The organism is Paracoccus haematequi, from assembly GCF_900631945.1.
In the GTDB taxonomy this organism is placed as follows: Bacteria; Pseudomonadota; Alphaproteobacteria; order Rhodobacterales; family Rhodobacteraceae; genus Paracoccus; species Paracoccus haematequi_A.
The window spans coordinates 36,736-59,852 of the sequence record NZ_UZWE01000012.1 but is presented as its reverse complement, the minus strand read 5'-3'; the positions used below and the strand labels follow the sequence as shown (position 1 = coordinate 59,852).

Annotated in this window: 29 protein-coding genes and 1 pseudogene; 16 read left to right on the top strand and 14 right to left on the bottom strand. The window is 68.9% G+C overall.

Translation table 11 applies throughout. The annotated features are described in order from the left end of the window. The coding region (locus PARHAE_RS00520) for a M10 family metallopeptidase C-terminal domain-containing protein (protein WP_206436830.1) at nt 1-434 on the top strand (434 nt) is incomplete at its 5' end. Between the two features lie 4 nt (nt 435-438). Here the strand turns inward: PARHAE_RS00520 and queG are convergent. From queG to PARHAE_RS00500, 4 genes are all read right to left on the bottom strand, one after another. Then, the gene (gene queG / locus PARHAE_RS00515) at nt 439-1,461 is read right to left on the bottom strand and encodes a tRNA epoxyqueuosine(34) reductase QueG (RefSeq protein WP_126152651.1); all 1,023 of its coding nucleotides are present in this window, start codon (nt 1,459-1,461) and stop codon (nt 439-441) included. Between the two features lie 46 nt (nt 1,462-1,507). Continuing rightward, nucleotides 1,508-2,194: an FtsZ-binding protein FzlA gene (gene fzlA, locus PARHAE_RS00510; protein ID WP_126152650.1), complete on the bottom strand. Its 687-nt coding sequence runs from the start codon at nt 2,192-2,194 to the stop codon at nt 1,508-1,510. Between the two features lie 81 nt (nt 2,195-2,275). Further along, entirely contained in the window at nt 2,276-2,986 is a 711-nt protein-coding gene (gene mtgA, locus PARHAE_RS00505; RefSeq protein ID WP_126152649.1) for a monofunctional biosynthetic peptidoglycan transglycosylase, read from the bottom strand. A 33-nt stretch (nt 2,987-3,019) separates the two neighbouring features. Further along, on the bottom strand, nt 3,020-3,553 hold the full coding sequence (locus PARHAE_RS00500) for a DUF1269 domain-containing protein (protein ID WP_126152648.1): 534 nt from the start codon (nt 3,551-3,553) through the stop codon (nt 3,020-3,022). A gap of 167 nt (nt 3,554-3,720) precedes the next feature. Between PARHAE_RS00500 and PARHAE_RS00495 the strand changes: the two genes are divergently transcribed. Together PARHAE_RS00495 and PARHAE_RS00490 are read left to right on the top strand one after the other, a co-directional pair. After that, nucleotides 3,721-4,011 (top strand): hypothetical protein, encoded by a 291-nt coding sequence (locus PARHAE_RS00495; protein WP_164555090.1) that lies wholly within the window; start codon nt 3,721-3,723, stop codon nt 4,009-4,011. Between the two features lie 87 nt (nt 4,012-4,098). Continuing rightward, a complete protein-coding gene (locus tag PARHAE_RS00490; protein ID WP_126152646.1) occupies nt 4,099-4,551 on the top strand; it encodes a DoxX family protein in 453 nt (150 codons plus the stop codon). A 344-nt stretch (nt 4,552-4,895) separates the two neighbouring features. Here the strand turns inward: PARHAE_RS00490 and PARHAE_RS00485 are convergent, their stop codons facing one another. The 5 genes from PARHAE_RS00485 to PARHAE_RS00465 are packed head-to-tail and all read right to left on the bottom strand — an operon-like array spanning nt 4,896 to nt 8,614. Next, nucleotides 4,896-5,822 (bottom strand): AEC family transporter, encoded by a 927-nt coding sequence (locus PARHAE_RS00485; RefSeq protein WP_126152645.1) that lies wholly within the window; start codon nt 5,820-5,822, stop codon nt 4,896-4,898. Between the two features lie 15 nt (nt 5,823-5,837). Beyond that, on the bottom strand, nt 5,838-6,116 hold the full coding sequence (locus PARHAE_RS00480) for a sulfurtransferase TusA family protein (RefSeq protein WP_126152644.1): 279 nt from the start codon (nt 6,114-6,116) through the stop codon (nt 5,838-5,840). 10 nt (nt 6,117-6,126) lie between these two features. Then, nucleotides 6,127-6,639, bottom strand: coding sequence for a DUF2478 domain-containing protein (locus PARHAE_RS00475; protein WP_126152654.1), 513 nt, complete (start codon nt 6,637-6,639; stop codon nt 6,127-6,129). A 5-nt stretch (nt 6,640-6,644) separates the two neighbouring features. After that, entirely contained in the window at nt 6,645-7,268 is a 624-nt protein-coding gene (locus PARHAE_RS00470; protein WP_206436829.1) for a response regulator, read from the bottom strand. A 14-nt stretch (nt 7,269-7,282) separates the two neighbouring features. Then, nucleotides 7,283-8,614: an ATP-binding protein gene (locus PARHAE_RS00465; protein ID WP_126152642.1), complete on the bottom strand. Its 1,332-nt coding sequence runs from the start codon at nt 8,612-8,614 to the stop codon at nt 7,283-7,285. A 77-nt stretch (nt 8,615-8,691) separates the two neighbouring features. Between PARHAE_RS00465 and PARHAE_RS00460 the strand changes: the two genes are divergently transcribed. Genes PARHAE_RS00460 through PARHAE_RS00445 form a run of 4 tightly spaced genes read left to right on the top strand, consistent with a single transcriptional unit; the run spans nt 8,692 to nt 10,784 of the window. Beyond that, the gene (locus tag PARHAE_RS00460) at nt 8,692-9,144 is read left to right on the top strand and encodes a GAF domain-containing protein (protein ID WP_126152641.1); all 453 of its coding nucleotides are present in this window, start codon (nt 8,692-8,694) and stop codon (nt 9,142-9,144) included. Further along, nucleotides 9,137-9,514: a GFA family protein gene (locus PARHAE_RS00455; RefSeq protein WP_126152640.1), complete on the top strand. Its 378-nt coding sequence runs from the start codon at nt 9,137-9,139 to the stop codon at nt 9,512-9,514. The genes PARHAE_RS00460 and PARHAE_RS00455 overlap by 8 nt, the downstream gene beginning before the upstream one ends. Next, nucleotides 9,511-10,137 carry a LysE family translocator gene (locus PARHAE_RS00450; RefSeq protein WP_126152639.1) on the top strand — a complete coding sequence of 209 codons (627 nt, stop codon included), beginning with the start codon at nt 9,511-9,513 and terminating at the stop codon, nt 10,135-10,137. Before PARHAE_RS00455 ends, PARHAE_RS00450 begins: the two co-directional genes overlap by 4 nt. Next, nucleotides 10,134-10,784 carry a pseudouridine synthase gene (locus tag PARHAE_RS00445; protein WP_126152638.1) on the top strand — a complete coding sequence of 217 codons (651 nt, stop codon included), beginning with the start codon at nt 10,134-10,136 and terminating at the stop codon, nt 10,782-10,784. The genes PARHAE_RS00450 and PARHAE_RS00445 overlap by 4 nt, the downstream gene beginning before the upstream one ends. Here PARHAE_RS00445 and PARHAE_RS00440 read toward each other — a convergent pair. Then, the gene (locus PARHAE_RS00440) at nt 10,781-11,233 is read right to left on the bottom strand and encodes an RrF2 family transcriptional regulator (protein WP_126152637.1); all 453 of its coding nucleotides are present in this window, start codon (nt 11,231-11,233) and stop codon (nt 10,781-10,783) included. The genes PARHAE_RS00445 and PARHAE_RS00440 overlap by 4 nt on opposite strands. A gap of 144 nt (nt 11,234-11,377) precedes the next feature. Here PARHAE_RS00440 and PARHAE_RS00435 point away from each other — a divergent pair, with 144 nt between their 5' ends. The 4 genes and pseudogenes from PARHAE_RS00435 (at nt 11,378) to PARHAE_RS00425 (ending at nt 12,751) form a co-directional block, all read left to right on the top strand. Next, nucleotides 11,378-11,851, top strand: coding sequence for an Lrp/AsnC family transcriptional regulator (locus tag PARHAE_RS00435; RefSeq protein ID WP_126152636.1), 474 nt, complete (start codon nt 11,378-11,380; stop codon nt 11,849-11,851). Nucleotides 11,852-11,941: 90 nt separating this feature from the next. Further along, nucleotides 11,942-12,109 (top strand): annotated as a pseudogene (locus PARHAE_RS21840) (alpha/beta hydrolase); the annotation flags it as partial. Between the two features lie 70 nt (nt 12,110-12,179). Beyond that, entirely contained in the window at nt 12,180-12,542 is a 363-nt protein-coding gene (locus PARHAE_RS21835) for an RBBP9/YdeN family alpha/beta hydrolase (RefSeq protein WP_277600620.1), read from the top strand. Continuing rightward, nucleotides 12,542-12,751, top strand: a complete 210-nt coding sequence (locus PARHAE_RS00425; protein WP_164555089.1) for a hypothetical protein — start codon at nt 12,542-12,544, stop codon at nt 12,749-12,751. The genes PARHAE_RS21835 and PARHAE_RS00425 overlap by 1 nt, the downstream gene beginning before the upstream one ends. On the opposite strand, the gene PARHAE_RS00420 is transcribed toward PARHAE_RS00425, so the two are convergent. Next, complete coding sequence (locus PARHAE_RS00420; RefSeq protein ID WP_126152634.1) at nt 12,670-13,344, bottom strand: TetR/AcrR family transcriptional regulator; 675 nt, start codon at nt 13,342-13,344, stop codon at nt 12,670-12,672. The two genes, PARHAE_RS00425 and PARHAE_RS00420, sit on opposite strands and share 82 nt — an antisense overlap. 104 nt (nt 13,345-13,448) lie before the next feature. Here PARHAE_RS00420 and PARHAE_RS00415 point away from each other — a divergent pair, with 104 nt between their 5' ends. Genes PARHAE_RS00415 through PARHAE_RS00405 form a run of 3 tightly spaced genes read left to right on the top strand, consistent with a single transcriptional unit; the run spans nt 13,449 to nt 19,096 of the window. Continuing rightward, complete coding sequence (locus tag PARHAE_RS00415; protein ID WP_126152633.1) at nt 13,449-14,633, top strand: efflux RND transporter periplasmic adaptor subunit; 1,185 nt, start codon at nt 13,449-13,451, stop codon at nt 14,631-14,633. Nucleotides 14,634-14,636: 3 nt separating this feature from the next. After that, nucleotides 14,637-17,747: an efflux RND transporter permease subunit gene (locus tag PARHAE_RS00410; RefSeq protein WP_126152632.1), complete on the top strand. Its 3,111-nt coding sequence runs from the start codon at nt 14,637-14,639 to the stop codon at nt 17,745-17,747. Further along, complete coding sequence (locus PARHAE_RS00405) at nt 17,744-19,096, top strand: efflux transporter outer membrane subunit (protein ID WP_164555088.1); 1,353 nt, start codon at nt 17,744-17,746, stop codon at nt 19,094-19,096. Before PARHAE_RS00410 ends, PARHAE_RS00405 begins: the two co-directional genes overlap by 4 nt. 203 nt (nt 19,097-19,299) lie before the next feature. Here the strand turns inward: PARHAE_RS00405 and PARHAE_RS00400 are convergent, their stop codons facing one another. After that, nucleotides 19,300-19,989 (bottom strand): fumarylacetoacetate hydrolase family protein, encoded by a 690-nt coding sequence (locus PARHAE_RS00400; RefSeq protein ID WP_126152631.1) that lies wholly within the window; start codon nt 19,987-19,989, stop codon nt 19,300-19,302. Nucleotides 19,990-20,157: 168 nt separating this feature from the next. On the opposite strand from PARHAE_RS00400, the gene hmuQ reads away from it, so the two are divergent. Together hmuQ and PARHAE_RS00390 are read left to right on the top strand one after the other, a co-directional pair. Further along, nucleotides 20,158-20,478, top strand: a complete 321-nt coding sequence (hmuQ, locus tag PARHAE_RS00395; RefSeq protein WP_126152630.1) for a heme-degrading protein HmuQ — start codon at nt 20,158-20,160, stop codon at nt 20,476-20,478. Between the two features lie 24 nt (nt 20,479-20,502). After that, nucleotides 20,503-22,125, top strand: a complete 1,623-nt coding sequence (locus tag PARHAE_RS00390; RefSeq protein WP_126152629.1) for an acyl-CoA synthetase — start codon at nt 20,503-20,505, stop codon at nt 22,123-22,125. On the opposite strand, the gene PARHAE_RS00385 is transcribed toward PARHAE_RS00390, so the two are convergent. Together PARHAE_RS00385 and PARHAE_RS00380 are read right to left on the bottom strand one after the other, a co-directional pair. Beyond that, nucleotides 22,101-22,547 carry a DUF1284 domain-containing protein gene (locus PARHAE_RS00385; protein ID WP_126152628.1) on the bottom strand — a complete coding sequence of 149 codons (447 nt, stop codon included), beginning with the start codon at nt 22,545-22,547 and terminating at the stop codon, nt 22,101-22,103. The genes PARHAE_RS00390 and PARHAE_RS00385 overlap by 25 nt on opposite strands. Next, nucleotides 22,544-23,107, bottom strand: a complete 564-nt coding sequence (locus PARHAE_RS00380) for a biotin transporter BioY (protein WP_126152627.1) — start codon at nt 23,105-23,107, stop codon at nt 22,544-22,546. The genes PARHAE_RS00385 and PARHAE_RS00380 overlap by 4 nt, the downstream gene beginning before the upstream one ends. Nucleotides 23,108-23,117: the final 10 nt, after the last annotated feature.

Sequence of the window (23,117 nt, the reverse complement as noted above, 5' to 3'; positions counted from 1 at the left end):
ATGCCATCTGGGGTGGGGCGGGATCGGACCGGCTGTGGGGCGATGCGGGCAGCGATGTGATGAACGGCGGCGATCTGCGCGACACCCTGTCGGGCGGGCTGGGCAACGACACGCTGATCGGGGCGGGCGGCGCCGACGTGCTGGCGGGCGGATCGGGCGCGGACGTGTTCCGCTTCCTGTCCTGGCGGGACAGCATGGCCGCCGCCCCCGACATCATCCAGGATTTCAGGCCCGACAGCGACAGGCTGGATCTGCGCGCCATCGGCCTGGGCTATGTCGACGATGCCCAGTTCACCGCAGCCCGCCAGGTCCGCTGGCAGCATGTCGGGTCCGAGACGCGGGTGATGGCCGACCTGAACGGCGACGGGCGCGCGGATTTCCTGCTGCGGCTGCTGGGCCATCCGGATCTGGACCGAGGCGACTTCCTGCTGTGACCCGTCAGGCTTGCGCCAGCCGCCCGGCGGCCCAGCGGGCGGCCTCGGCCACGGCGGGATCGGTGTCCCCCGCCAGCCCGCGCGCCAAGGGTGCCAGCCCCGGATCGCCCGAATTGCCTATCGCATACAGCACGTTGCGCACAAAGCGGTCGCGCCCGATGCGCTTGATCGGGCTGCCGGAAAACCGCTCGCGAAAGCCCGCGTCGTCCAGCACCGCCAGCTCTGCCAAGGGCGGCGCGGCGACGATGCCGCGATAGCGCATCTCGGACCCGGCCTGGGCGAACTTGTTCCAGGGACAGACCGCCAGGCAGTCGTCGCAGCCATAGATGCGATTGCCCAGCAGCGGGCGCAGCTCGGGATCGACCGGGCCCTTGTGTTCGATGGTCAGGTACGAGATGCAGCGCCGCGCATCCAGCTGATAGGGCGCCGGAAAGGCGCCGGTCGGGCAGGCATCCAGGCAGGCGCGGCAGGATCCGCAATGCGAGACCTCGGGCGTGTCGGCGGGCAGGGGGACCGTGGTGAAGATCGACCCCAGGAAGAACCAGCTTCCCAGATCGCGCGACAGCAGGTTGGTGTGCTTGCCCTGCCAGCCCAGCCCCGCCGCCTGCGCCAGCGGCTTTTCCATGACCGGCGCGGTATCGACGAAGACCTTGATCTCTTCGCCCGGCGCCTGCTCCAGCAGCCAGCGGCCCAGCCGCTTCAGCCGCTTCTTGACCAGGTCGTGATAATCCTTGCCCTGCGCATAGACGCTGATCGCCGCCCGGTCGGGCCGGTCCAGCACCGCCAGCGGATCGTGGTCGGGGGTGTAAAGCTCGGCCAGGACGATCACCGATTTCGCCTCGGGCCACAGCGCCGCCGGATCGCCGCGCCAATGCGTGCGTTCGGCCATCCAGCCCATCTGCCCGTGCCGCCCGGCGTCGAGGAACTGCTGCAACCGCTGGGCCACCTGGGGTACCGCATCCGGCGTCGTGACCCGCATCCGGGAAAACCCGACCGCCTCGGCTTCGGCGCCAAGGCGCTGTTTCATCTTCGCCCAAATATCCCGGGGGGTCCGGGGGGCTGGCCCCCCGGCCTTATCCGAAATCAAGCTCGGCATAATGGGGGGCCGGGTGGATGCCCGGCACCTGGTCGGCCAGGATCGACCGGAAGGCCGGGCGCGACTTGATGGTGGCATACCAGTCGCGCAGCACCTCGGAGCGGTCCCAATCCACGTCCGAGATGTAATCCAGGCAGGAAAAATGCGCGGCCGCGGTGAAATCGGCCAGCGACAGGCTGTTGCCCGCCAGCCAGCGGCGGGTTTCCAGCAGCGTCGTCAGATAGTCGATATGCTCCTTGATCGCGCGCAGCCCGTCCTTGACCACGCGGCTGTCGGGATAGCCCTGGCGGGTGATCTTCTTCCAGACCCGTTCGGTCAGGATCGGGACCGTCACCTCGTCGTTGAACTTGTCGTCGAACCAGGCGCAGAGCCTGCGCACCTCGTGCCGCTCCAGCGGGGTCGAAGGCATCAGCGCGGGCGAGGGGATGGCCTCGTCCAGGTATTCGATGATCGCCTGGCTTTCGGCCAGCATGTTGCCGCGATGGCGCAGCACCGGCAGTTTTCCGGCCGGGTTGCGGCGCTTCAGGTCGGGCGGGCTTTCCCAGTAACGCTCCTCGACCAGTTCGACCTCGATCTTCTTTTCGGCCAGCACCAGCCGCACCTTGCGGCAGAAGGGCGACAGGGCCGAATGGTAAAGCCGGGTGGTCTGGGTGTTGGTATTCATCGCCTGCTTCAAGATTCCTTGCCGTGCAATCGGACCTTGATAAGCCTGCGCCCGCCCCGTTTCAACCGGAAGGCGCGGCCCTTACAGGCAATCGGCGCGCCCGTCGCGCGCGATCGTCGCCGCGCCGTCCGCGATGGCGCGGGACCGGGCCGAGGCCCGCGCCGGGCTGCGCGTCTTGGGCGCGGGCAGGACGGCGGCAAGACGCGCGGCCTGCACCGGCGTCAGCTTGTCGGGCGTGGTGCCGAAATATTCGCGCGCGGCGGCGCCGATCCCGAAGATGCCGGGGCCGAATTCGGCGACGTTCAGATAGACTTCGAGGATGCGGCGCTTGGACCAGAAAGCCTCGATCATCGGGGTGAAGGCGGTTTCCAGAACCTTGCGCGTCCAGCTGCGGCCCTGCCACAGGAACACGTTCTTGGCGGTCTGCTGGGTCAGCGTCGATGCGCCCCGCGACGACCCCGAGGCCACGACGCGGCGGATTTCCACCATGTCGAAGCCCCAGTGCAGGCAGAAATTCGCGTCCTCGGCGGCGACGACCGACTGGCGCATGACCGGGGCGATGTCGTCGATGTCGGTCCAGGACCGGGGCGCCGTCGCCTCGGCCACGACCGTCCAGGTGGTCGGCGGATTGACCAGCGCATAGAACATCACCAGGGCCAGCATCAGCGCCAAGAACCGCAGGGCCAGCCAGCGCGCCCAGATCAGCAGGCGCCGCAGCGGGCGCCAGCGCACCCGGCGCAGCGTCGAGGCCGGTTCCTCGGCGGGGGGGCTGAACAGGATGCGCAGGACCATGGCGTGCCATGTCCCACGCAGTCCGGTCTTGCGTCAAGCGCCCGTGGCGGGGGGCGCCGCCGGGGGCACCGGGGCGGCATCGCCCGACAGCGCGTCGCGCAGCCGGTCCTCGTCCTGCCGGGACAGGGATGTCTGCAAGACCCGGCCCCGGCGCTGGAAGGATTGCAGCCGGTCCAGCACCTTGTCGGCGGTCATCTTGCGCAGCAGCACGAAGACCGCCGATCCGCCCGGCGGCAGGGCGCGGGCCGTGTCGCGCATGAAGTCGTCGTTGATGCCGATATCGGTCAGCCGCCCGGCCAGCGTGCCCGAGGCCGCGCCGACCGCCGCCCCGATCAGCGGGTTCAGGAACACCAGCCCCACCAGCGTCCCCCAGAAGCCGCCGCCAAGCGCGCCGGCGGCGGTCAGGTTCACCGCCTGGTGCAACTGGATGTCGTCCTCGGCCGGGCGGGTGACGACGACCGCGTCCTCCATCTCGATCAGATAGTCGCGCTGCATCTTCACCAGTTCGGCGCGCAGTTCGAATCCGGTGGCCTCGTCGTCGAAGGCGATCACGATCAGTTCCGACATGGCTTTCCTTTCCGTGCGGGATGTCCTTGCGCCGATCATGCTAGCCGCAGGTTTCACCATTGTGAACGACGAAGGCGGAAAAGGCTTGATCGCCGAAGCCGCGCTGCGGCATAGCGGGACCATCCGCAACGATCCGGCCCTGTTGGATGAAAGTTCTTGCCACATTGATGCTGATGGTCTCGCTTCTGGCGATGTCCGTCGCCGTGGCAAGCGCGGATATCGCGCGACCTTCGTGCAGTGCCCAGATCCGCGCCGACGACATGTGCTATGCGGCGGGCCTGCCCGGCAGCCAGGCCGAGACGGTCAAGAAACCGGGCTTCTGCTTCGTCTGTCTGGCGCCCGGCGGCGTCGATGGCGCGGAACCGGCGCGGCCGGGGTCGCGGGTCACCGCCGAGTTCGGCGCGGCGGTGCTGGCCGATGCCCGCTGGACAAGCCCCTGGCGCCCGCCGCGGGCCTGATCTTCCTGACCGCTTCAATCCTGCCCTTCGGGGCTGACGCCGTTATCCTTGCGCCGCATGGCGGCCGCAAGCCGCAGGAGATCGACAATGACCGATTACGACACCACCACCGACACCCGCTTCATCATCCCGAAACTGCAAGGGCTTTATGCCGCGCTGTCGCCGCTGACCGTGCTCTACATGCGCCTGATCGCGGGGATCGCCTTCATGGTTCACGGCTGGCCCAAGATCAACGCGCCGATGGGCGCCGTGGGCATGGTCGAGGGGCTGGGCTTCCATCCGGGCTGGTTCTGGGCCCCGCTGCTGGCCGCGACCGAATTTTTCGGCGGGCTGCTGCTGACCCTGGGCCTGCTGACCCGCCCGGCGGCCTTCGCCACCTCGATCGTGCTGTGCGTCACCACCTATTTCCACTGGGTCGTCCAGGCCGAGGGCTTCGGCGGCGCGGAAAAATCGCTGCTGTGGCTGGCGATCACGCTGTATTTCGTGGCCCATGGCGGCGGCCGGTTCTCGGTCGACCGGGCCATCGGCAAGCAGTTCTGAAGACCGGCGGGGCGGGCACCGACCCGCCCCCTGGCCAGGGCCGGATCGGGAACAGGTTGGCCCGTTCCTTGGGTTGGCAAAACGGAATCATCGAAGCCGAAACGAAACACGTCCTTTCGGGGAATGGGTTGGCATGTGTTCTGATCTGCTGAGATGGCCGGAGAAAAGCGCCCGTGAGGGAACATCCTGCACTTTATCCCATGCGGGATGTGGCGGCGGTTGCCGAACGGTTGATGCACGGCAGTGCGCGACGACGCCGGGGCTGACTGGAACGTCGGCCGTCCCCAAGACGCTGTTCTATTTCTCCTGGGGCTCAGACGTGGGCGGCCACGGTCTCTCTGCCCCTATCCCTGCCCGATCCATAGGATGACCAGCGGGACCGTGACGATGCTGCCTGCGGTGGACATCAGGATCGCCGCCGACACGCGCTGCTGCGCCACGCCGAAATATTGTGCCAGGATATAGACGTTGCCCGCGACCGGCAGGGCGGCGGCGGCGACCATGACGCCTGCGGCGAAGGGTTCGACGTGAAAGGCCCAGGCGGCCAGGCCCACGGCCAGGGGATGCAGGATCAGCTTGGCGACCGTCAGCCAGGCCGAGGCCGCAAGCCGTCCGATGCGCCGCCCCGCCAGGCTGGCGCCGATGGCGAACAGCGCGCCGGGGGTGGCGGCGGCGCCCAGCATCACCAGGAACTCGTCGAAAGGGCCGGGCAGGGGCAGGCGCATCTGCGCCCAGGTCAGCCCCGCCAGCATCGACAGGACCATCGGATTGGCGACGATGCCGCGCAGGATCGGAGCCGCCGTGGCAAGGCGCAGCCCGCCGCTGCGGCCCGCATGGATGATCAGGGTGATCAGCGTGGAAAACACCAGCATGTCGATGGTCAGGACCATCAGCACCGGCCCGACGGCGCGTTCGCCCAGCAGCACGACCAGCATCGGCACGCCCAGAAACCCGGTATTGCCGATCATGCAGCACTGCGCCTCCATCGCGGCCTCGGGCAGGGACAGGCCCCGGCTTCGGGCCACGGCCATGCCGACCAGCCAAAGTCCGAAGGATCCCGCCAGATAGGCCAGCACGAAGGACCGATCGAACAGCGCCGCCAGATCCAGCCGCGCGGCAAAGCGGAACAGCATCGCCGACAGGGCGAAGTAAAAGACGAACTTCGTCAGCCAGGCCGCCCCCTCCTGGGGAAAGAACCGCGTCCGCGCGGCCAGCCAGCCCAGGCCGATCATCCCGAAAAAGGGCAGGGTCTTCAGGAATACGGCCAGCATGGCTTTCTTCTTTGCTCAAATATCCTCGGGGGTGAAGGCCGCTCTTGCGGCCGAGGGGGCGGAAAGCCCCCTTTCGACGATGAATTCCCGCACGCCGCCGCCGATCTCGCGCTGTTCGACCAGCCGGTGTCCGGCCGTCTCGCAGAAATGCGGCACGTCGATCGCCGCCATGGCGTCGGTTGCCCACAGCCGCACGCGCGTGCCCGGCGGATGGTCGGGCAGCAGCTTTCGCAACCGCAGGACCGGCAGCGGGCACAGCAGCCCGCGCGCGTCGATCAGAGGCAGGTCGGTCACGCGATGCCCGTCACTGGACACCCGTCACCTGGTCCAGGCACCATTCGGCCAGTTGGCCCGGCGGAACGCGCTGTCCCAGCCCCTCGCAGAAACGCTCGAAATCGGCGCGTTGTTCGGGGGGCACATGCAGCAGGACCGGCACGTCCTGGGCCACCGCTTGGGCGATCACGCTGCGAAAGCCCCGGCCGATGGCCTCCTGCCGGCCGAACTTGGGCAGGATCAGCAGTTCCGCCCCCGCCAGCCGGGCCGAGACCCGCGCCGCCGCCATTTCCAGCGCGCCGGCATCCAGGCGGCAGCCGGTCGATCCGCTGCCGAGCGACTGGGAGATGCGGATCGGCATGTCTTCCTCGCCCAGCACCAGCACGTCCATGTCGCAGGCGCAGTCGGCGCCCTGGTCGGTATTGACTTGGATGGCGCCCGCCAGCCGCAGGCCCGCATCCGCCAGACCGGCGGACAGGCGCGCCAGGATCCGGTCGGCCTCGCCCGCCGGCGCGTCGTCGTCCAGGCTGAACCATCCCAGCATCGCCGTCATACCCCGCTGTCCAGGGCGAATTTCATCAGCCCGTTGATGCCGTCCACGCCCAGCTTCTTCTTCAGCGCCGAAGACGTGTTGGCTGCCGTCTTGTAGCTGACCTCCAGGTGATCCGCGATGGCTTGCAGGCTGAGGCCCCGGCCGATCAGTGCCAGCACCTGCCGTTCCCGATCCGAAAGCGCCCCCAGCGGATCGGCCGAGGCCCCGGCCCGCAGCGTCGCCAGCGCCATGGCGTGGCGGGGCGACAGATAGAATTCGCCCGCTTCTAGCATCCGCACCGCCTCGCGGAAATCGGCGGGGGGCGCGTTCTTCGACAGAAACCCCTGCGCGCCAGCCTGCAAGGCGCGGGCGGCAAAGCCGGTCTGGTCGTTCATGGAAAAGATCAGGATCGGCGCATCGGGCGCGGCATCGCGCAGCGGCGCCACCAAATCCAGCCCGCCCGCGCCCGGCAGGCTGATGTCCAGCACGATCAGATCCGGCGCCTCGCCGCCCGCCAGTTGCAACAGCGCCTCCTCGCCCGACACGGCCTGGCCGATGCGGTCGTATCCCAGTTCGCGCAGCAGGCGGTTGGCGCCCAGATGGGTGATCGGATGATCGTCGATGACAAGCGCGGACTTCATCTGCGGTGGGGCCTTCATTCCGGCTGTTGCAAGGGCAGGCTGGCGCTGATGGTGGTCCCCTCCGCCCCCGAGGACAAGGACAAATCGCCGCCCAGCAGGGTGATGCGTTCGCGCATCCCGGTCAAGCCGGTGCCTTCGCGCGCGTCCGGCGCCATGCCCCGGCCGTCATCGGACAGCACCACCCGCCAATGCGCCGGATCGGCCCACAGGCGCACCGTCACGCGCGACGCCCCGGCATGGCGCAGGGCGTTGGTGGTGCCCTCCTGAACGATGCGGAACAGCGTCAGGGCGGTCGCCTCGTCCGGTTCCGGCAGGTCGGGGGCCAGATCCAGGTCGATGTCCAGATCCGGGAAGCGCCGTTCCAGGTCGGCCAGGTAATCGCCCAGCACCGCCGCCAGCGGCAGCTGCCCGATGGCGGCGGGGCGCAGGTCGCCCAGAAGGGCGCGGTTCACGCGGGCGATTTCCTCGGCGATGTCGGCGATGGCCTGGGCATGGGCCTGGATCGCGGGGGTCGGGGCGGCCTCGCGCAGGGCGTCGGCCTCGACCCGCAGGCCGAACAGGCAGGGGCCCATCTCGTCATGCAGGTCGCGGGCCACGGCCTTGCGTTCCTCGTCCCCGCGGGTGACGACGCGGCGTTGCAGCCGGGCGCGGTCGGCCTGGGCCTGCCCAAGCGCCTGCGCCAGGTCGTCCACCCCGGCGGCGATGGGGGCCAGGTCGCGCTGCGCCACCGGCCCGACGCGCGCCGACAGATCGCCCCGGCGCAGGTCGCCCAACCGGCTGGCGATGGCCGCGACGGGCCGCAGCGCTTGGCGCGTGGCCCACAGGATCAGCAGCCCCTGGACCACCGCCGCCAAGGCCGCCAGCCCCAGGAAGGCCGACAGGTCGCGCCAGGCCAGGGCGATTTCCGCCCCCGGATCGGTCGCGATGAAGACATAGCCGCGCGGCCGCCCCTCCAGCACCACGGGAAGGCGGGTTTCCAGCAGGTCGGGGGCGACCAGGGCCGCGAACCAGGGCGGCGCCGAGGCCTGCGCCGGCACCGGGGCGCGGGCCCGGCGCACCACCCCGTCCAGGATGTCGACGGTCCCCAGCGTGACATGGCGCGGCACCACCAGCCGTTCCGGCAGAAGCTGCATGATCCGATCCGGGGGGACCGCCCCCTGCATGGTCCCGATGGTCGCCAGCACCAGGGCGCGCGCGGTTTCGACCGCCAGCCGGGTCTCGGTGGCGATGTCGCGGCGCGCGCCCTCAAGGCTGGCCACGGCCAGGGCGGCGAACAGCGCCGCCTGCACGGCCAGGATCACCAGGAAGATGCGTTGCGTCAGGGTCAGGCGGTTCATGCCGCGCATGATTGGCCCAGCCGCGGGGCCGCGTAAATGCCAAGATCGCGGCTTTTCGCGCCGCGTCGCCCGGCGTAGAAAGGGGCATGACCGATTACGACGCCCTTGCCGCCCGCATCCGCGCCCTGACCGACGGCGAGACCGACGAGGTCGCGCTGATGGCGACCCTGGCCTGCGAGATCCACCATGCCGACGACCGCTTCGACTGGACCGGCTTCTATCGCGTCGTGGCGCCCGAGCTGTTGAAGATCGGCCCCTATCAGGGTGGCCATGGCTGCCTGGTCATCCCGTTTTCACGCGGGGTCTGCGGGGCTGCGGCGCGCACGGGGCAGGTCCAGCTTGTCCCCGACGTGGACGCCTTTCCCGGCCATATCGCCTGCGTCAGTTCCACCCGGTCGGAAATCGTCCTGCCGGTCCGGGGCAAGGGCGGGCGGCTGATCGGCGTTCTGGACATCGACAGCGACCGCCCCGATGCCTTCACCGAAGCGGATGCCGGCCGGCTGGCCGCGATCCTTCACGAGGTTTTCGCCCATGTCTGATTTCACCGGGCGCTGCCTGTGCGGCGCGGTCACCTTTGCGGGACGCTGGACCGATGATCCGCTGCGCGCCTGCCATTGCGGCCAGTGCCGCCGCTGGTCGGGCCATGTCTGGGCCGCGGCCTCGGCGCGGGGCGTGACCGTGGACGGGCCGGTGCGCTGGTATCGGTCCTCGGACCAGGCCGAGCGCGGCTTCTGCCCCGAATGCGGCAGCAGCCTGTTCTGGCGGCAGATCGGCGCGGCCAACCCCGAAATCGCGGCAGGCGCCGTGGACAGCCCCACCGGGCTGCGGCTGGCGGGCCATATCTATGTGGCCGACAAGGGCGATTACTATGACATCGCCGACGGCTTGCCGCAGGAAGCGCAGGGATGATCTGGGACACGATCGCCGCCATTCCGCTGGCGCAGCTGACCGCCTTCGTCGCGGGCGGGCTGCTGCTGAACGTCGCGCCGGGCCAGGACGTGTTCTTCGCCAGCGCCTGCGGCATTCAGGGCGGGCCGCGCGCAGGCGCCCTGGCGGGATTCGGCGTGGGCCTGGGCGTGCTGATGCATGTGACGCTGGCGACCGTGGGCCTGGGCGCGGTGGTCGCCGCCCACCCCGAGGCGTTGCGCGCGATCAAATACGCGGGCGCGGCCTATCTGCTGTGGCTGGCCTGGAAAAGCTGGCGGGCGGGGCCGGTCGATCCGTCGGCGCGCGGCAGCGTCCGGCCCTGGGCCATCATCCGGCGCGGCTTTCTGTCGAACGCGCTGAACCCCAAGCCGGTGCTGTTCCTGCTGGCCTTCCTGCCGCAGTTCACCAACCCCGCCTGGGGCCCGGTCTGGCAGCAGATCCTGGGCCTGGGGCTGATCTTCGCCTTTACCGGCACGCTGGTGACGATGGGTTACGGCATCGTCGCGGGCTATGCGGGCCATGTGATCGGGCGGCGGCTGGGCCTGATCAACAGGATCGCCGCCGTGATGTTCGCGGGCCTGGCGATCCGGCTGGTCGCGAAGTGACAGATTTCGTCTATGCTCCGCCGCCGGACGCGCCGCAGGTGATCCATGCCGATCACGAGATCCTTGTGGTGGGCAAGCCCGCCGGGCTTCTATCGGTGCCGGGCCGGGGCGAGGGCAAGGACGACTGCCTGATCAACCGCCTGCGCGGCGCCTTCCCGACGGTGCTGCTGGTGCATCGGCTGGACCAGGACACATCCGGCGTGATGGTCTTCGGCCTGACGCCGCACGCGCAGCGGGTGCTGTCCAAACAGTTCGAGGACCGGAAGGTCAAGAAGGCCTATGTCGCGCGCTTGGCCGGGCGGCTGGAACCCAGGACCGGCACCGTGGACCTGCCGCTGATCGTCGACTGGCCGAACCGCCCGCGCCAGAAGGTCGACCACGAAACGGGGCGCCCGGCGCTGACCGAATGGCGGGTGATCCGCGCGACGGATGACGAAACTCGCGTGCGGCTGTTCCCGCTGACCGGGCGCAGCCATCAACTGCGGGTTCACATGGCCGAAACCGGCCATCCGATCCTGGGCGACCCGCTGTATGCGACGGGCGCTGCGGCCGATCATCCGCGCCTGATGCTGCACGCCGAAAGCCTGCGCCTGCGCCATCCCGACAGCGGTGTGCAGGTCAGCTTCAGCCAGGCGGCGCCGTTCTAGGCCCCGATCACCTGTTCCGCCACCTGTTCGGACCGCAGCATGTCCTCCAGCGTCAGCGATTCGATCAGGATCAGATAGGACCAGAAAATCTCGGCGAAGACCTTGCGGATGCGGCAGGACGCCTCGTCCCGGCAATCCTCGCAGCGTTGATAGGCGCGCCGCGACAGGCAGGGCAGCGGTGCGATGGGACCGTCGATCAGGCGCAGCAGTTCGGAAATGGAAATGTCGCTGGGCCGCTTGATCAGCAGATAGCCGCCCGACCGGCCGCGGATCGAGCTGACCATGCCCGCGTTCCTGATCTCCAGCAGGATCTGTTCCAGGAACCGCTTCGGCGTGTCGGACCGGCGGGCGATCTTCTCGATGGTCAGCGCCTCGGGGTGGGGCTGGGCGGCCTCGTCCCCCAGGACCAGCATCGCCTTGAGGGCGTATTTCATCTTCTGCGTGATCATGGCCCACCCTATGGCGATAAAATACCCGCTTCAAGGTCGACATTTGCCGCAGGTCAAGGCAATTCCAAATATACGACAATAACGGTGGACATTTGCTGTTTTTATGGCAGTCTGTGGCCGATGCCGACCCCGAGGAAAGACCAGATGGCCAATTTGGACCTGATCGACCGCAAGATCGTCGCCGCCCTGATGCAGGACGCCACCCAGCCGATCGCGCAGATCGCCGATCAGGTGGGCCTGTCGCAAACCCCCTGCTGGAAGCGGATCCAGAAGCTGGAGGCGACGGGAGTCCTGACCGGGCGCGTGGCCCTGGCCGATCCGGCGAAGCTGGGCCTGGGCCTGACCGTCTTCGTGGGGATCGAGGCGGCGGACCACGGCGCGGCCTGGCGCGACGCCTTCCTGGCCGCCGTCAGGAAGTTCCCTGAGATCATGGAAGCCTATCGCATGGCCGGGGAAATGGACTATCTGCTGCATGTCGCGGTGTCCGACATGGCCGCCTATGACGACTTCTATCGCCGGCTGACCGACGCCGTGCCGATCAAGAACCTGACCTCGCATTTCGCGATGGAACGGTTGCGCCATACCACCGCCTATCCGATCAACACCCGCGACCGTTAGAGATCCCCGTTCTCTTTGGGCCGGGATCTTTGGGAACAAAATCACGACAACGATTGTAGTCTTATCGGGACGGATGAAAGGAATCGCGCCATGTCCAAGACTCTGATCGGTCCCGGTCTCGACGGATCGCCAGCGCCGCATTGGCAGGACTGGTGGGCGCGCACCGATCCAAGCGCGGTGATCGTCGATTTGCCCGACCCCCGCCGCCCCGTGCGCGAGGCGTGGGAGGCGACGCTGGCCGAAATGATCCTGCGCCATCCAGACAGCATCCTGGTCGGCCATTCGCTGGGATCGGTGCTGATCGCGCAGATGCTGGGCGGGGCTGCGGGTGCGCGGCGCTGTCCTGGTCGCGCCTGCCGACCCGCTGGCGGGATCCGAGGATTGCAAGCGCATCCGCCGCTTCGGGCCTTTGCCCGAACGGGCGCTGGACGTGCCTGCGGTCGTGGTGGCCAGCCGCAACGATCCCTGGATGTCCTTCGGCCGCTGCCAGGATCTGGCCGACGACCTGGGCGCGGACCTGATCGACCTGGGCCATGCGGGGCATATCAACGTCGCCTCGGGCTTTGGGCCGTGGCCGGGGGGCAAGGTGATCCGCGACCGGCTGCTGGACCGGACTGCCCGGCCATCGATGCTGCGCAGGCTGCTGGGCCAGTCGACGGCCCCGCGCCGGGCGCCGGTGGCAGGTGCATGATGCCCGCCCGCAGTTTTGACCGCCGCGCCGAACCCTGCCCGATCATCGACTTCGGGGTGCCCTTCATGTTCGACATCCAGACCGAGCTGCACCTGCGCCGCATCGGCCAGGACGCTCCGGCCGCGGTTCACGGCCGGATCGGGGCCGCCGCGGTGCTGGTCATTGCCTGCGTGTCCGGCCTGACGGTGCTGGCGGCGGGGATGGGCTGAACGCCGGGCGTCAGTAAACCGCGCAAGACCTGCAATTTGGCGGCAGCAATGTCGACGATGCTGTCGGCCGACATGCCGTCGTCATTGGCCCAGATGCGGAACGTGTCGGCTAGGGCGTGGGAAATCGCCTCGGCCAGCAGTTCGGCGTCGGCGCGAGCATCCTCGCCCAGGCGCATGACGGCCAGATCGGCGATCTGGTCGCGCAGGCGTTTCAGCGATCCGTAAAAGATCGGCAGCAGATCGGGCGACCTGACCAGCAGCCGGTCGATCAACTGCGAGGTGGAGCGGTCAAGGTCGCTGTTCGACAGCAGCCGCCGCAGCGCCTGCAACAAATCCGCCAGCAGCGGTCCCGACGATTCGCGGAACCGGGCCACGGTATCGTCGTCGAAGCTGGGCGCGTTGCCGATGATCGCGGCATCCTTGTTCAGGTAATAGTTGAAGAACGTCCGCTGGCTGATCCCCGCTTCGGCCGCGATGGCCTCGGTGGTCACGCTGTCATGGCCGTGGCGCAGCGCCAGCGTCAGCGCCGCCCGCTGGATCTCGCGCGAGGTCTGCAATCGCCTTCGATCACGAAGCGACGATTTCACGGTCATGGCGCATTTCCCCCTCCCATTCACATCAGGCAAATATTGCACACTATGCATTCATGTGCAACAAGGCGGCAAAGCCCCTCCGCCTGTCCGAAGGAACGATTCCGATGCCCCTTTTCCGCCCGCTGGCCTGCGTGGCCCTGATCGCCGTCTGGTTTTCGTCGCTGCCGGCGCTTGCGCAGCAGGACCAAATGCCGCCTCCCGCCGTCGGCGTGGTGACGGTGCAGCCCCAAGAGGTGCCCCGCATCGTGACCCTGCCGGGTCGCGCCGTGGCCCAGTCCCAGGCCGCGATCCGTCCCCGCGTCGGCGGGCTGGTGACGGAAATCCTGTATGAGCCGGGGGCCGCCCTGGAACGGGGCGCGCCGATGTTCCAGATCGACCCGGCGACCTATCAGGCCAATCTCTCCAGCGCCGAGGCGCAGGTCAGTTCCGCCCGCGCCGCGCTGACGCAGGCGGAAACCTCGTTCGGGCGGACCGAGCGGCTGCTGGGATCGGGCACGACCCAGGCGCAGGTCGACGAATCGCGCGCCACGCTGGAACAGGCCCAGGCCGCGCTGCAATCGGCCGAGGCCGCGCTGACGCTGGCGCAGGCGGAACTGGACTGGACCACCGTCACCAGCCCCATCGACGGCGTGGCCAGCGTCGCGGCCGTCTCGGTCGGCGATCTGGTCACGGCGGGGCAGGCCGATGCGCTGGCCACCGTCACCAGCCTGGATCCGATCGACGTGGACATGTACGAGCCCTCGGCCCGGCTGCTGTCCCTGCGCGAGGACATCAGCGCGGGCCGGCTGCGGCTGAACGAAACGCTGCAAGCGACGCTGACGCTGGAAACCGGCGAGACCTATGAGGCGACGGGGACGCTGGTGGCGCCGGGCGTCACCGTCTCGACCTCGACCGGGTCGGTGGATACGCGGTTCCGCTTCGACAACCCGCGCCGCCTGATCCTGCCCGGCATGTTCCTGCGCGGCCAGATCGAGATGGGCACGACCCAGGCCTTCCTGGTGACGCAGAACGCCGCGACCCGTGACAGGACCGGCCAGCTAACGGCCTGGGTGATCCGCGACGGCAAGGCCGCGCAGGTGAACCTGACCGACGACGGCAGCTATCGGAACCACTGGATCGTGACGGACGGGCTGGAACCCGGCGACCTGCTGGCGGTCGACAACCTGGCCGCGCTGACCGAAGGCGCGACCGTCACGACCGTGCCCGTCACCCTGGACGACAACGGCGTGGTCCGCGAAGCGGCGCCCGATGCCGCCGCCGCCCAACCCGCCCCGGCCCCGGCAGAGTAACCCATGGCACGTTTTTTCATTCATCGTCCCGTCTTCGCCTGGGTTCTGGCCTTCGTGACCATGCTGGTCGGCGGGCTGGGCCTGCAAACCCTGGCGATCGAGCAATATCCCCAGATCGCCCCCACCACCGTGCGCATCAGCGCCACCTATACCGGCGCCTCGGCCGAGATCGTGGAAAACTCCGTCACCACCGTGATCGAGGACGGGATGACCGGGATCGACGGGCTGATCTACATGACCTCGAATTCGACGCCGGGATCGGCCTCGGTATCGCTGACCTTCGACGATACGGTCGATCCCGACATCGCGCAGGTCCAGGTCCAGAACAAGCTGCAACTAGTCACCAGCCAGCTGCCCGACATCGTGCAGAGCCAGGGCGTGAACGTGTCGCGGTCGACCTCGTCGATCCTGCTGGTGGGCGCGCTGACCAGCACGGACGGCAGCTTCTCGTCCGTGGAACTGGGCGATCTGGTGGCGCAGATGATCGAGGATCCGGTCAAGCGGACCCCCGGCGTCGGGTCCATCAACACCTTCGGGTCGGGCTATGCGATGCGCATCTGGCTGGATCCGATGAAGATGGCGCAATACCAGGTCACGCCCGCCGATGTGACCGCCGCCGTGTCGGAACAGAACACCAACGTGACCGTGGGCGACCTGGGCGCCGAGCCGTCGGCGGAAGGCCAGCGGCTGACCTTGACCCTGTCGGCGCAGTCGCAGTTCAGCTCTGTCCAGGAATTCGAGCGGATCCTGCTGCGCGTGGATCCCGACGGATCGACGGTCTTTCTGGGCGACGTGGCCCGGATCGAGATCGGCCAGGAATCCTATGGCGGGGCTGCGCGATACAACGGCAATCCGGCGGCGGGCTTCGGCGTCAACCTGGCGACCGGCGCCAATGCCGTGGACACGGCCCATGCGGTGCGCGCGGTGATCGACGGCATCGCGCCGTCGCTGCCCGCGGGCGTGCAGGTCGTCTATCCCTATGACACCGCGCCCTTCGTCGAAAAATCCATCCACCAGGTCTACAAGACCCTGGCCGAGGCCGTGGTGCTGGTCTTCCTGGTGATCCTGGCCTTCCTGCAAAGCTGGCGCGCCACGATCATCCCGGTGATCGCCATCCCGGTGGTGCTGCTGGGCACCTTCGGAGTGCTGGCGGCGGCGGGCTTTTCGATCAACACGCTGACCATGTTCGCGCTGGTGCTGGCCATCGGCCTGCTGGTCGACGACGCCATCGTGGTCGTCGAAAACGTCGAACGGGTTATGGAGGAAGAGGGCCTCGGCCCTGTCGAGGCCACCCAGAAGAGCATGGAGGAGATCACCTCGGCCCTGGTCGGCATCGTCATGGTGCTGTCGGCGGTGTTCCTGCCGATGGCCTTCATGTCGGGCGCGACGGGGGTGATCTATCGCCAGTTCTCGCTGACGATCATCACCGCCATGGTGCTGTCGCTGGGCGTCGCGGTGATCCTGACGCCCGCCATGTGCGCCAGCCTGCTGAAGCCGCGCAAGCATGGCGACGGCATCGCGCCGGCCCGCTGGTTCAACCGCAACCTGGACCGGGCGACGAACGGCTATGGCAGCGTCGTGGCCCGGCTGGTGCGCCGCCCGTTCAGGATGCTGCTGGTGCTGGTCGCCATCGGCGCGGGCGCCCTTGCGCTGTATGAACGCCTGCCCGGATCGTTCCTGCCGGACGAGGATCAGGGCGTGATGATGGTGATGATCGAGACGCCCGACGGATCGACCACCGCGCAGACCCTGGCCCTGGTCGAGCGGGTCGAGGACTATCTGCGCGTCCAGGAAGCCGATACGGTCGAGTCGACCTTCTCGGTCCTGGGCTTCAGCTTCGGCGGCGCAGGCCAGAACAACGCCATGCTGTTCGCCAAGCTGCGCGAATACGAGGATCGCCCCGGCCTGGACGTGGCCTCGCTGGTGACGCGGGCCAACGGCTATTTCTTCATGAACAACCGCGCGGGCCAGGCCTATTTCCTGCAACCGCCGGCGATTCCCGGCATGGGCGCGTCCTCGGGCTTTTCGATGTATCTGGTCGATCAGGCGGGTCGCGGGCAAGAGGCGCTGACCTCGGCCGCCGACCAGTTGGTCGCCACGGCCCAGGCCGACGGCCGCGTCACCAACCTGCGCGGCAACGAGGCGCCGTTCCAGACATCCTTGCGGCTGGACATCGACCAGCAGAAGGCCGCCGCCTTCGGCCTGTCGATCTCCGAGGTGAATGCGATGCTGTCGGTGATCTTCTCGGGGCGCGACGTGAACGATTTCGCACTGGGCACCGAACTGCGCCCGGTGATCGTCCAGGGCGAGGCCTATGCCCGGTCCCAGCCCGAGGATATCGACCGCTGGTTCGCCCGCAACGCGGCGGGCGACATGGTGAATTTCGGCGCCTTCACCACCCGCGTCTGGGACCAGGAACCGCAGGCCCTGGCCCGTTACGGCGGCACCCGCGCGCTGGAACTGTCGGGCGCCGCGGCGCAGGGCCTGTCGTCCGGCGCCGCCATGACCGCGATGGAGGAGATGGTGGCCGACATGCCCGGCGGCTATGGCACCGCCTGGACGGGCCTGTCTTATCAGGAACGGCTGTCGGGCAACCAGGCGCCGCTGCTGTTCGCGCTGTCGGGGCTGGTGGTGTTTCTGGCGCTGGCTGCCCTGTACGAAAGCTGGACGGTTCCCCTGGCGGTGATGCTGACCGTGCCGGTGGGTATCCTGGGCGCCTTGGCTGCCGCGCTGTTCTTCGACCAGACCAACGACGTCTACTTCAAGGTCGGGCTGCTGACGACCATCGGCCTTGCCGCGCGGAACGCCATCCTGATCGTGGAATTCGCGCAATCGCTGGTGGCCCAGGGCCGTCCGCTGCTGGAGGCCGCCATCGAGGCGTCGAAGATGCGGCTGCGCCCGATCCTGATGACCACCTTCGCCTTCATGCTGGGGGTGCTGCCGCTGGCCATCGCCTCGGGCGCGGGGGCGGGTGCGCAGAACTCGATCGGGATCGGGGTTCTGGGCGGCATGGCGTCCTCGGCCGTGATCGGGATCTTCCTGGTGCCGGTCTTCTATGTGGCCGTGCTGAAGGCGGTCGAGCTTGCAAGAAGAAGAAAGGGGAAGCCCGCATGACGACGACGATGCGCCGCCGCGCGCTGCTGGGATCGGTTCTGGCGCTTGGCGCCTGCGCGGCGGTCGGCCCGGACCCGGACGCCTTGCCCACCCCTGCCGTTCCTGCCGGGTTCCAGGAAGGCGAGGGCGCGGCGACCCCGGCCCAGACGGCCTTCTGGTCGGGATACAACGACGCCAATCTGAACCGGCTGATCGGGCAGGGTCTGAGCCAGAGCTTCGATATCATGGCCGCCAACGAACGCATCCGCGCCGCCCAGGCGGATCTGGCGGGGACCGGCGTCCTGGCCAGCCAGGTCGGCGGCACGACCACGGCGGGCCGCGAACGGGCGGGCGGCGACGGCATCGCCGCAGCCGCGGCCAATACCGCAAACCTGTCGGCCAGCCTGGTCTTCGACCTGTTCGGGGGCGCTCGCCGCGCCCGCGAAGGGGCTGCGGCCAGCCTGCGGTCGGCCCAGGCCCAGGCGCAGACCGTCCATCTGGCCTGGCTGGCCGAGGTGATCGCCGCCTATGCCGATGCGCGGTATTATCAGCAGGCGCTGGCGCTGACACGGGACACGATCAGCACCCGCGAGGGCACGCTGGAGGTGACGCGCAACAGCCTGTCCGTGGGCATCGCCACCGAATACGACCTGGCCCAGACCGAGGCGCTGTTGCAGACCGCCCGCGCCGACCTGCCGAATTACGAGGCGCAGTTCAACGCCCAGGTCTATCGGCTGTCCACGCTGCTGAACCTTCAGGCTGCCCCGCTGATGGCGCAGATGCGGCGCGGGTCGGCACCGTTGCGCACCCCGCCGGGGCCGGGCACGGGGGTTCCCGCCGACCTGCTGCGGTCGCGCCCCGACATCCGCGCGTCGCAGGCCGATTACGCGGCGGCGCTTGCGGCGGTGGGGGTGGCGACGGCCGATCTGCTGCCCGCCATCTCGCTGACCGGGACGGTTTCGGACCGGGGCGGCGCGACCACATGGGGCTTCGGTCCCGGCCTGTCGCTGCCGGTCCTGAACCAGGGCACCTTGCAGGCCGCCCGGTCGCGCCGCCTGTCCGAGGCGCGCCAGGCCGAGATCGCCTGGAAATCCGCCATCGCGGCGGCGGTCGAGGATGTGCAGACCGCGCAATCGAACCTGCGCCGATACCGGCAGCGGGCCGCGACGCTGGACGGGGCGGCGGCGTCCTATGACCGCGCCTATACCCTGGCCCGCCAGAACTTCGAGGAAGGAGCCCTGGCCCTGGTCGATCTGCTGGAGGCCGACCGATCCCGCGCGGCGGCCCGGCTGGCTGCGGCTCAGGCAAGGAACGCCGCCGCGAAGGAATGGGCGGTCTTGCAGATCGCCACGGGGGCGGGATCGCGCTAGGCTAGGCTGGGCTGGAACGGCGAAGGCAATCGCCTTCGCCGCGCGACGGCCCATCCTCTGAACCGCCGGGCCGGGCGCCGGCCTTCCGTGGTCGCGCGACGGCACCGTCTTTATTGGCAAGGTCGCGCGAATGGCGGGGAAAACGTGGGGCGTTTCCCCGTCCCGCCCTGCCGCGCAGCAAGACGGGCCGAGTGCGTGCAGTTTTAAACCACCCGTGTGACCAGCGGCGTCAACCCCTCGATCTCGACCTTCACCACCTGGCCGCGCGCGACCGCGCCGACCCCCGCCGGGGTGCCGGCGAAGATCAGATCCCCCGCCGCCAGCCGCACCGATTGCGACAGATGCGCGATCACGTCGGCGACCGGCCAGATCATCTGCGACAGGTCGCCGTCCTGCCGCAGGTCGCCATCGACCGTCAGCGCGATGCGGCCCCGATCCAGCGGGCCGGTCTGCGCCGCCGGATGCAGCCTCCCGCAGGCCGCCGACAGATCGAAGCCCTTGGCCAGATCCCAGGGCCGCCCGGCTTTCTTCGCCACCGCCTGAAGGTCGCGCCGGGTAAAGTCGTTGCCCGCCGCATAGCCCCAGATCAGCCCCTGCGCATCGCCGGGCGCGATGTCGGTCCCGCCGCCGCCCAGGGCGACGACCAGTTCCGCCTCGAAATGCAGGTCGCCGGTCTGCGGCGGATAGGGCAGATCGCCGCCATCCGTCAGCAACGCGTCGGCGGGCTTTCCGAAGAAGAACGGCGGTTCCCGGTCGGGGTCGTGGCCCATTTCGCGCGCATGGTCGGCATAGTTGCGGCCCACGCAGAAAATTCGCCGCACCGGAAAGCGGCGGCTGTCGCCCGACACGGGAACGGACGGGATGGCGGCGGGCGGGATGACGAAATCGGACATGGGCCGGACCTTTGCTGGTTCGCGGCGGACTGTCCCGCGCCCGTCGCGTCCCGTCAAGGCCGCCTTGGATCGCCCCTTACAACCGCGTGACAGCGGTCGAACAAGGGCTTATCCAAGGCACCGAAGCCCGCGGGATCGCCAGCCGGAACCCTTTGGAAAGGACAAACGATGTTCATCGCCATGAACCGCTTTACCGTGCCGGTCGAGAATGCCGAGGCGTTCGAGGCCCTGTGGCTGTCGCGCGACAGCAAGCTGAACGAGCTTCCCGGATTCGTCGAATTCCACATGCTGAAAGGCCCCGAGGAAGACGGGCGGCGCCTTTATGCCTCGCATACCGTATGGGAAAGCGAGGAACATTTCCGGGGCTGGACCCGCAGCCAGCAGTTCCGCGACGCCCATGCCCGCGCGGGCGACACGAAGAAGCTGCATGAAGGCACGCCCCGGTTCGAAGGCTTCACCGCCATCCAGGCCATCGGCCGCGCCGGATAGGATCGAGAAAAGAGGGAGGGGGACATGAGCGACACCATCTATGACCGGGGGCTGGACGCCTGCGCGGCCAATTTCGCGCAGCTGACGCCGCTGGATTTCCTGGCGCGCACCGCCGCGATCCATCCCGACCGGCTGGCCCTGGTCCATGGCCCGGTGCGGCGGACCTGGGCGCAGGTTCATGACCGGGCCGTCCGCCTGGCAAGCGCCCTGGCCGCGCGCGGCGTCGGGCGCGGCGATACGGTCGCGGTGGTCGCCCCCAACATTCCCGAACTCTACGAGGCGCATTTCGGCGTGCCGATGCTGGGCGCGGTGCTGAACGCCATCAATACCCGCCTGGACGCCGAGGCCGTCCGCTTCATCCTGCGACACGGAGAGGCCAAGGCCCTGCTGGTGGACAGCGAATTCGCCCCCCTTGCGGCCGAGGCCCTGCAAGGCTGCGACATCGGGCTGGTGGTGGACATCCTGGATCCGGCCGTTCCGCATGGCGATCCGATCGGCGCACTGGATTACGAGGCACTGCTGGCCGAGGGCGACCCCGCCTATGACTGGCAGCCGCCCAGGGACGAATGGGACGCCATCGCGCTGAACTATACGTCGGGGACCACCGGCAACCCCAAGGGCGTCGTCTATCACCACCGGGGCGCGGCGCTGAACGCGATTTCGCAGTTGCAGGACTGGGGGATGCCCGCGCATTCGGTCTATCTGTGGACGCTGCCGATGTTTCACTGCAACGGCTGGTGCTTCCCCTGGGCGATGGCGGCGAATGCCGGGGTGTCGGTCTGCCTGCGCGCGGTGCGGGCAGAGCCGATCTTCGACCTGATCGCGGACGAGGGCGTCACCCATTTCTGCGGCGCGCCCATCGTGCTGAACATGCTGGCGCAGAACGCGCATCTGAAACGCTTCGACCATCCGGTCAAGGTGATGACCGCGGGCGCGTCGCCCCCCGCCGCCGTCATCCAGGCGATGGAGGACATGGGCGTCGAGGTGACGCATGTCTATGGCCTGACCGAGGTTTACGGCCCGTCGGTCGTCTGCGTCTGGAAGCCGGAATGGAACGACCTGCCCCCCGACCGCCGCGCGCGGCTGAAGGCGCGCCAGGGGGTGCGCAACGCGGCCCTTGCCGGGCTGATGGTGGCCGATCCCGACACGCTGGCCCCGGTTCCCCATGACGGCCAGACGATCGGCGAAATCTTCATGCGCGGCAACAACGTCATGCGCGGATACCTCAAGAACCCCGAGGCCACGGCCCAGGCATTCCGGGGCGGCTGGTTCGCGACCGGCGACCTGGGGGTGATGCATCCCGACGGCTATGTGGAAATCAAGGATCGCAGCAAGGACATCATCATCTCGGGCGGCGAGAACATCTCCTCGGTCGAGATCGAGGACGTGCTGTATCGTCATCCTTCGGTGAACGAAGCCGCCGTGGTCGCCCGGCCCGACGCGAAATGGGGCGAAACGCCCTGCGCCTTCGTCGACCTGCGGCCGGGCAGGCAGGCATCCGAGGCCGAGATCATTGCCTTCTGCCGCGATCACATGGCCCATTTCAAGGCGCCCAAGACGGTGGTGTTCGGACCGCTGCCCAAGACCTCGACGGGCAAGATCCAGAAATTCGTGCTGCGCGATCAGGCCCGCAGCCTGTCGGGCTGAGACGCGGGCAGCGCCGTCGCGGCAAAGCCGTCCGCGGCGATGTCGCGGCACAGATCCGCCCAGTCGCAGCCCGCGCAGGCGCTGCGGATGCCGCCCCGGGCAAAGGCGCGCCGCATCCGGTCAAGGACGGCGCGGTCCAGCACCAGCCGCTGTCCGGGCGCGACCGGACGCCCCAGCAGGGCCGCCACGTCGCGCGCGGCCTGCGCGTCGCGCCGCACCACGCTGTCGCCCCGGCAATGGCAGGCCGGGTCGTCCAGCATCGGCGCGCAGACATCGTCGGGGCCTTCGGTCATCACCACCGCCTCGCCCGCCGCGATGCGGGTGGCTATGGCGGTGAACCCCGCCGTGAAGGCGGGGCTGTAGCCCTTGCCCGCATAAGTCAGCAGGCACAGCAGGTGATGCGCGCGCAGGTGGATCGTCATGCGCGGCGCGGACGGCTCAGTTGCCGCAGCGCCAGCGCGCCCACGGCGGATTTCAGCGCTGCTCCCAGCAGGAAGGGCAGCACGCCATGGGTGATGGCCGCGTCCCAGCCGATGCCGCGCGACAGCCAGGCCGCGCCAAGGACCAGGCACAGCAGGTTCCCGGCCAGCATCGACAGGAAGGCCAGCCCGGCGCGGCTGCCGTTCCAGCCGCGTTCCGCCAGCCAGCCGATCAGCGCCGCCATGACCGGGAAGGCGGCCAGATAGCCGCCGGTCGGCCCCGCGAAATGCGCAAGCCCCGCGGCGCCCCCCGCCAGCACCGGCAGGCCAGCCGCCGCCTGGCCCAGCCAGGCCAGCACCGTCAGCGCGCCCAGCCGCCAGCCATACAGCGCGCCGACCATCGCCACGGCGAAGGTCTGCATGGTGATCGGCACCGGCACCATCGGCACCTCGATCCGCGAGGAAACGGCCAGCAGCACCGTGCCGAAGGCGACGGCCAGCAGGCGGACGGGCAGCGACCGGGATTGCAGGTCCACGGGGCTGAAGGCGGATGATGTGGTCATGGATGTCCCT

Excerpts from the sequence above, each read along its gene's own strand:
- PARHAE_RS00475 (WP_126152654.1), bottom strand. The coding sequence starts at position 6,639 with ATGCTGGGATGGTTCAGCCTGGACGACGACGCGCCGGCGGGCGAGGCC.
- PARHAE_RS00450 (WP_126152639.1), top strand. The coding sequence starts at position 9,511 with ATGATCTGGGACACGATCGCCGCCATTCCGCTGGCGCAGCTGACCGCC.
- PARHAE_RS00455 (WP_126152640.1), top strand. The coding sequence starts at position 9,137 with ATGTCTGATTTCACCGGGCGCTGCCTGTGCGGCGCGGTCACCTTTGCG.
- PARHAE_RS00420 (WP_126152634.1), bottom strand. The coding sequence starts at position 13,344 with ATGACCGTGAAATCGTCGCTTCGTGATCGAAGGCGATTGCAGACCTCG.
- PARHAE_RS00405 (WP_164555088.1), top strand. The coding sequence starts at position 17,744 with ATGACGACGACGATGCGCCGCCGCGCGCTGCTGGGATCGGTTCTGGCG.
- PARHAE_RS00465 (WP_126152642.1), bottom strand. The coding sequence starts at position 8,614 with ATGCGCGGCATGAACCGCCTGACCCTGACGCAACGCATCTTCCTGGTG.
- PARHAE_RS00400 (WP_126152631.1), bottom strand. The coding sequence starts at position 19,989 with ATGTCCGATTTCGTCATCCCGCCCGCCGCCATCCCGTCCGTTCCCGTG.
- PARHAE_RS00385 (WP_126152628.1), bottom strand. The coding sequence starts at position 22,547 with ATGACGATCCACCTGCGCGCGCATCACCTGCTGTGCCTGCTGACTTAT.
- PARHAE_RS00500 (WP_126152648.1), bottom strand. The coding sequence starts at position 3,553 with ATGTCGGAACTGATCGTGATCGCCTTCGACGACGAGGCCACCGGATTC.
- PARHAE_RS00440 (WP_126152637.1), bottom strand. The coding sequence starts at position 11,233 with ATGATCACGCAGAAGATGAAATACGCCCTCAAGGCGATGCTGGTCCTG.
- PARHAE_RS00380 (WP_126152627.1), bottom strand. The coding sequence starts at position 23,107 with ATGACCACATCATCCGCCTTCAGCCCCGTGGACCTGCAATCCCGGTCG.
- PARHAE_RS00390 (WP_126152629.1), top strand. The coding sequence starts at position 20,503 with ATGAGCGACACCATCTATGACCGGGGGCTGGACGCCTGCGCGGCCAAT.
- PARHAE_RS00425 (WP_164555089.1), top strand. The coding sequence starts at position 12,542 with ATGCCCGCCCGCAGTTTTGACCGCCGCGCCGAACCCTGCCCGATCATC.
- PARHAE_RS00410 (WP_126152632.1), top strand. The coding sequence starts at position 14,637 with ATGGCACGTTTTTTCATTCATCGTCCCGTCTTCGCCTGGGTTCTGGCC.
- PARHAE_RS00485 (WP_126152645.1), bottom strand. The coding sequence starts at position 5,822 with ATGCTGGCCGTATTCCTGAAGACCCTGCCCTTTTTCGGGATGATCGGC.
- PARHAE_RS00490 (WP_126152646.1), top strand. The coding sequence starts at position 4,099 with ATGACCGATTACGACACCACCACCGACACCCGCTTCATCATCCCGAAA.
- hmuQ (WP_126152630.1), top strand. The coding sequence starts at position 20,158 with ATGTTCATCGCCATGAACCGCTTTACCGTGCCGGTCGAGAATGCCGAG.
- queG (WP_126152651.1), bottom strand. The coding sequence starts at position 1,461 with ATGAAACAGCGCCTTGGCGCCGAAGCCGAGGCGGTCGGGTTTTCCCGG.
- PARHAE_RS00435 (WP_126152636.1), top strand. The coding sequence starts at position 11,378 with ATGGCCAATTTGGACCTGATCGACCGCAAGATCGTCGCCGCCCTGATG.
- PARHAE_RS00415 (WP_126152633.1), top strand. The coding sequence starts at position 13,449 with ATGCCCCTTTTCCGCCCGCTGGCCTGCGTGGCCCTGATCGCCGTCTGG.
- fzlA (WP_126152650.1), bottom strand. The coding sequence starts at position 2,194 with ATGAATACCAACACCCAGACCACCCGGCTTTACCATTCGGCCCTGTCG.
- PARHAE_RS00470 (WP_206436829.1), bottom strand. The coding sequence starts at position 7,268 with ATGAAGTCCGCGCTTGTCATCGACGATCATCCGATCACCCATCTGGGC.
- PARHAE_RS00460 (WP_126152641.1), top strand. The coding sequence starts at position 8,692 with ATGACCGATTACGACGCCCTTGCCGCCCGCATCCGCGCCCTGACCGAC.
- PARHAE_RS00495 (WP_164555090.1), top strand. The coding sequence starts at position 3,721 with ATGCTGATGGTCTCGCTTCTGGCGATGTCCGTCGCCGTGGCAAGCGCG.
- mtgA (WP_126152649.1), bottom strand. The coding sequence starts at position 2,986 with ATGGTCCTGCGCATCCTGTTCAGCCCCCCCGCCGAGGAACCGGCCTCG.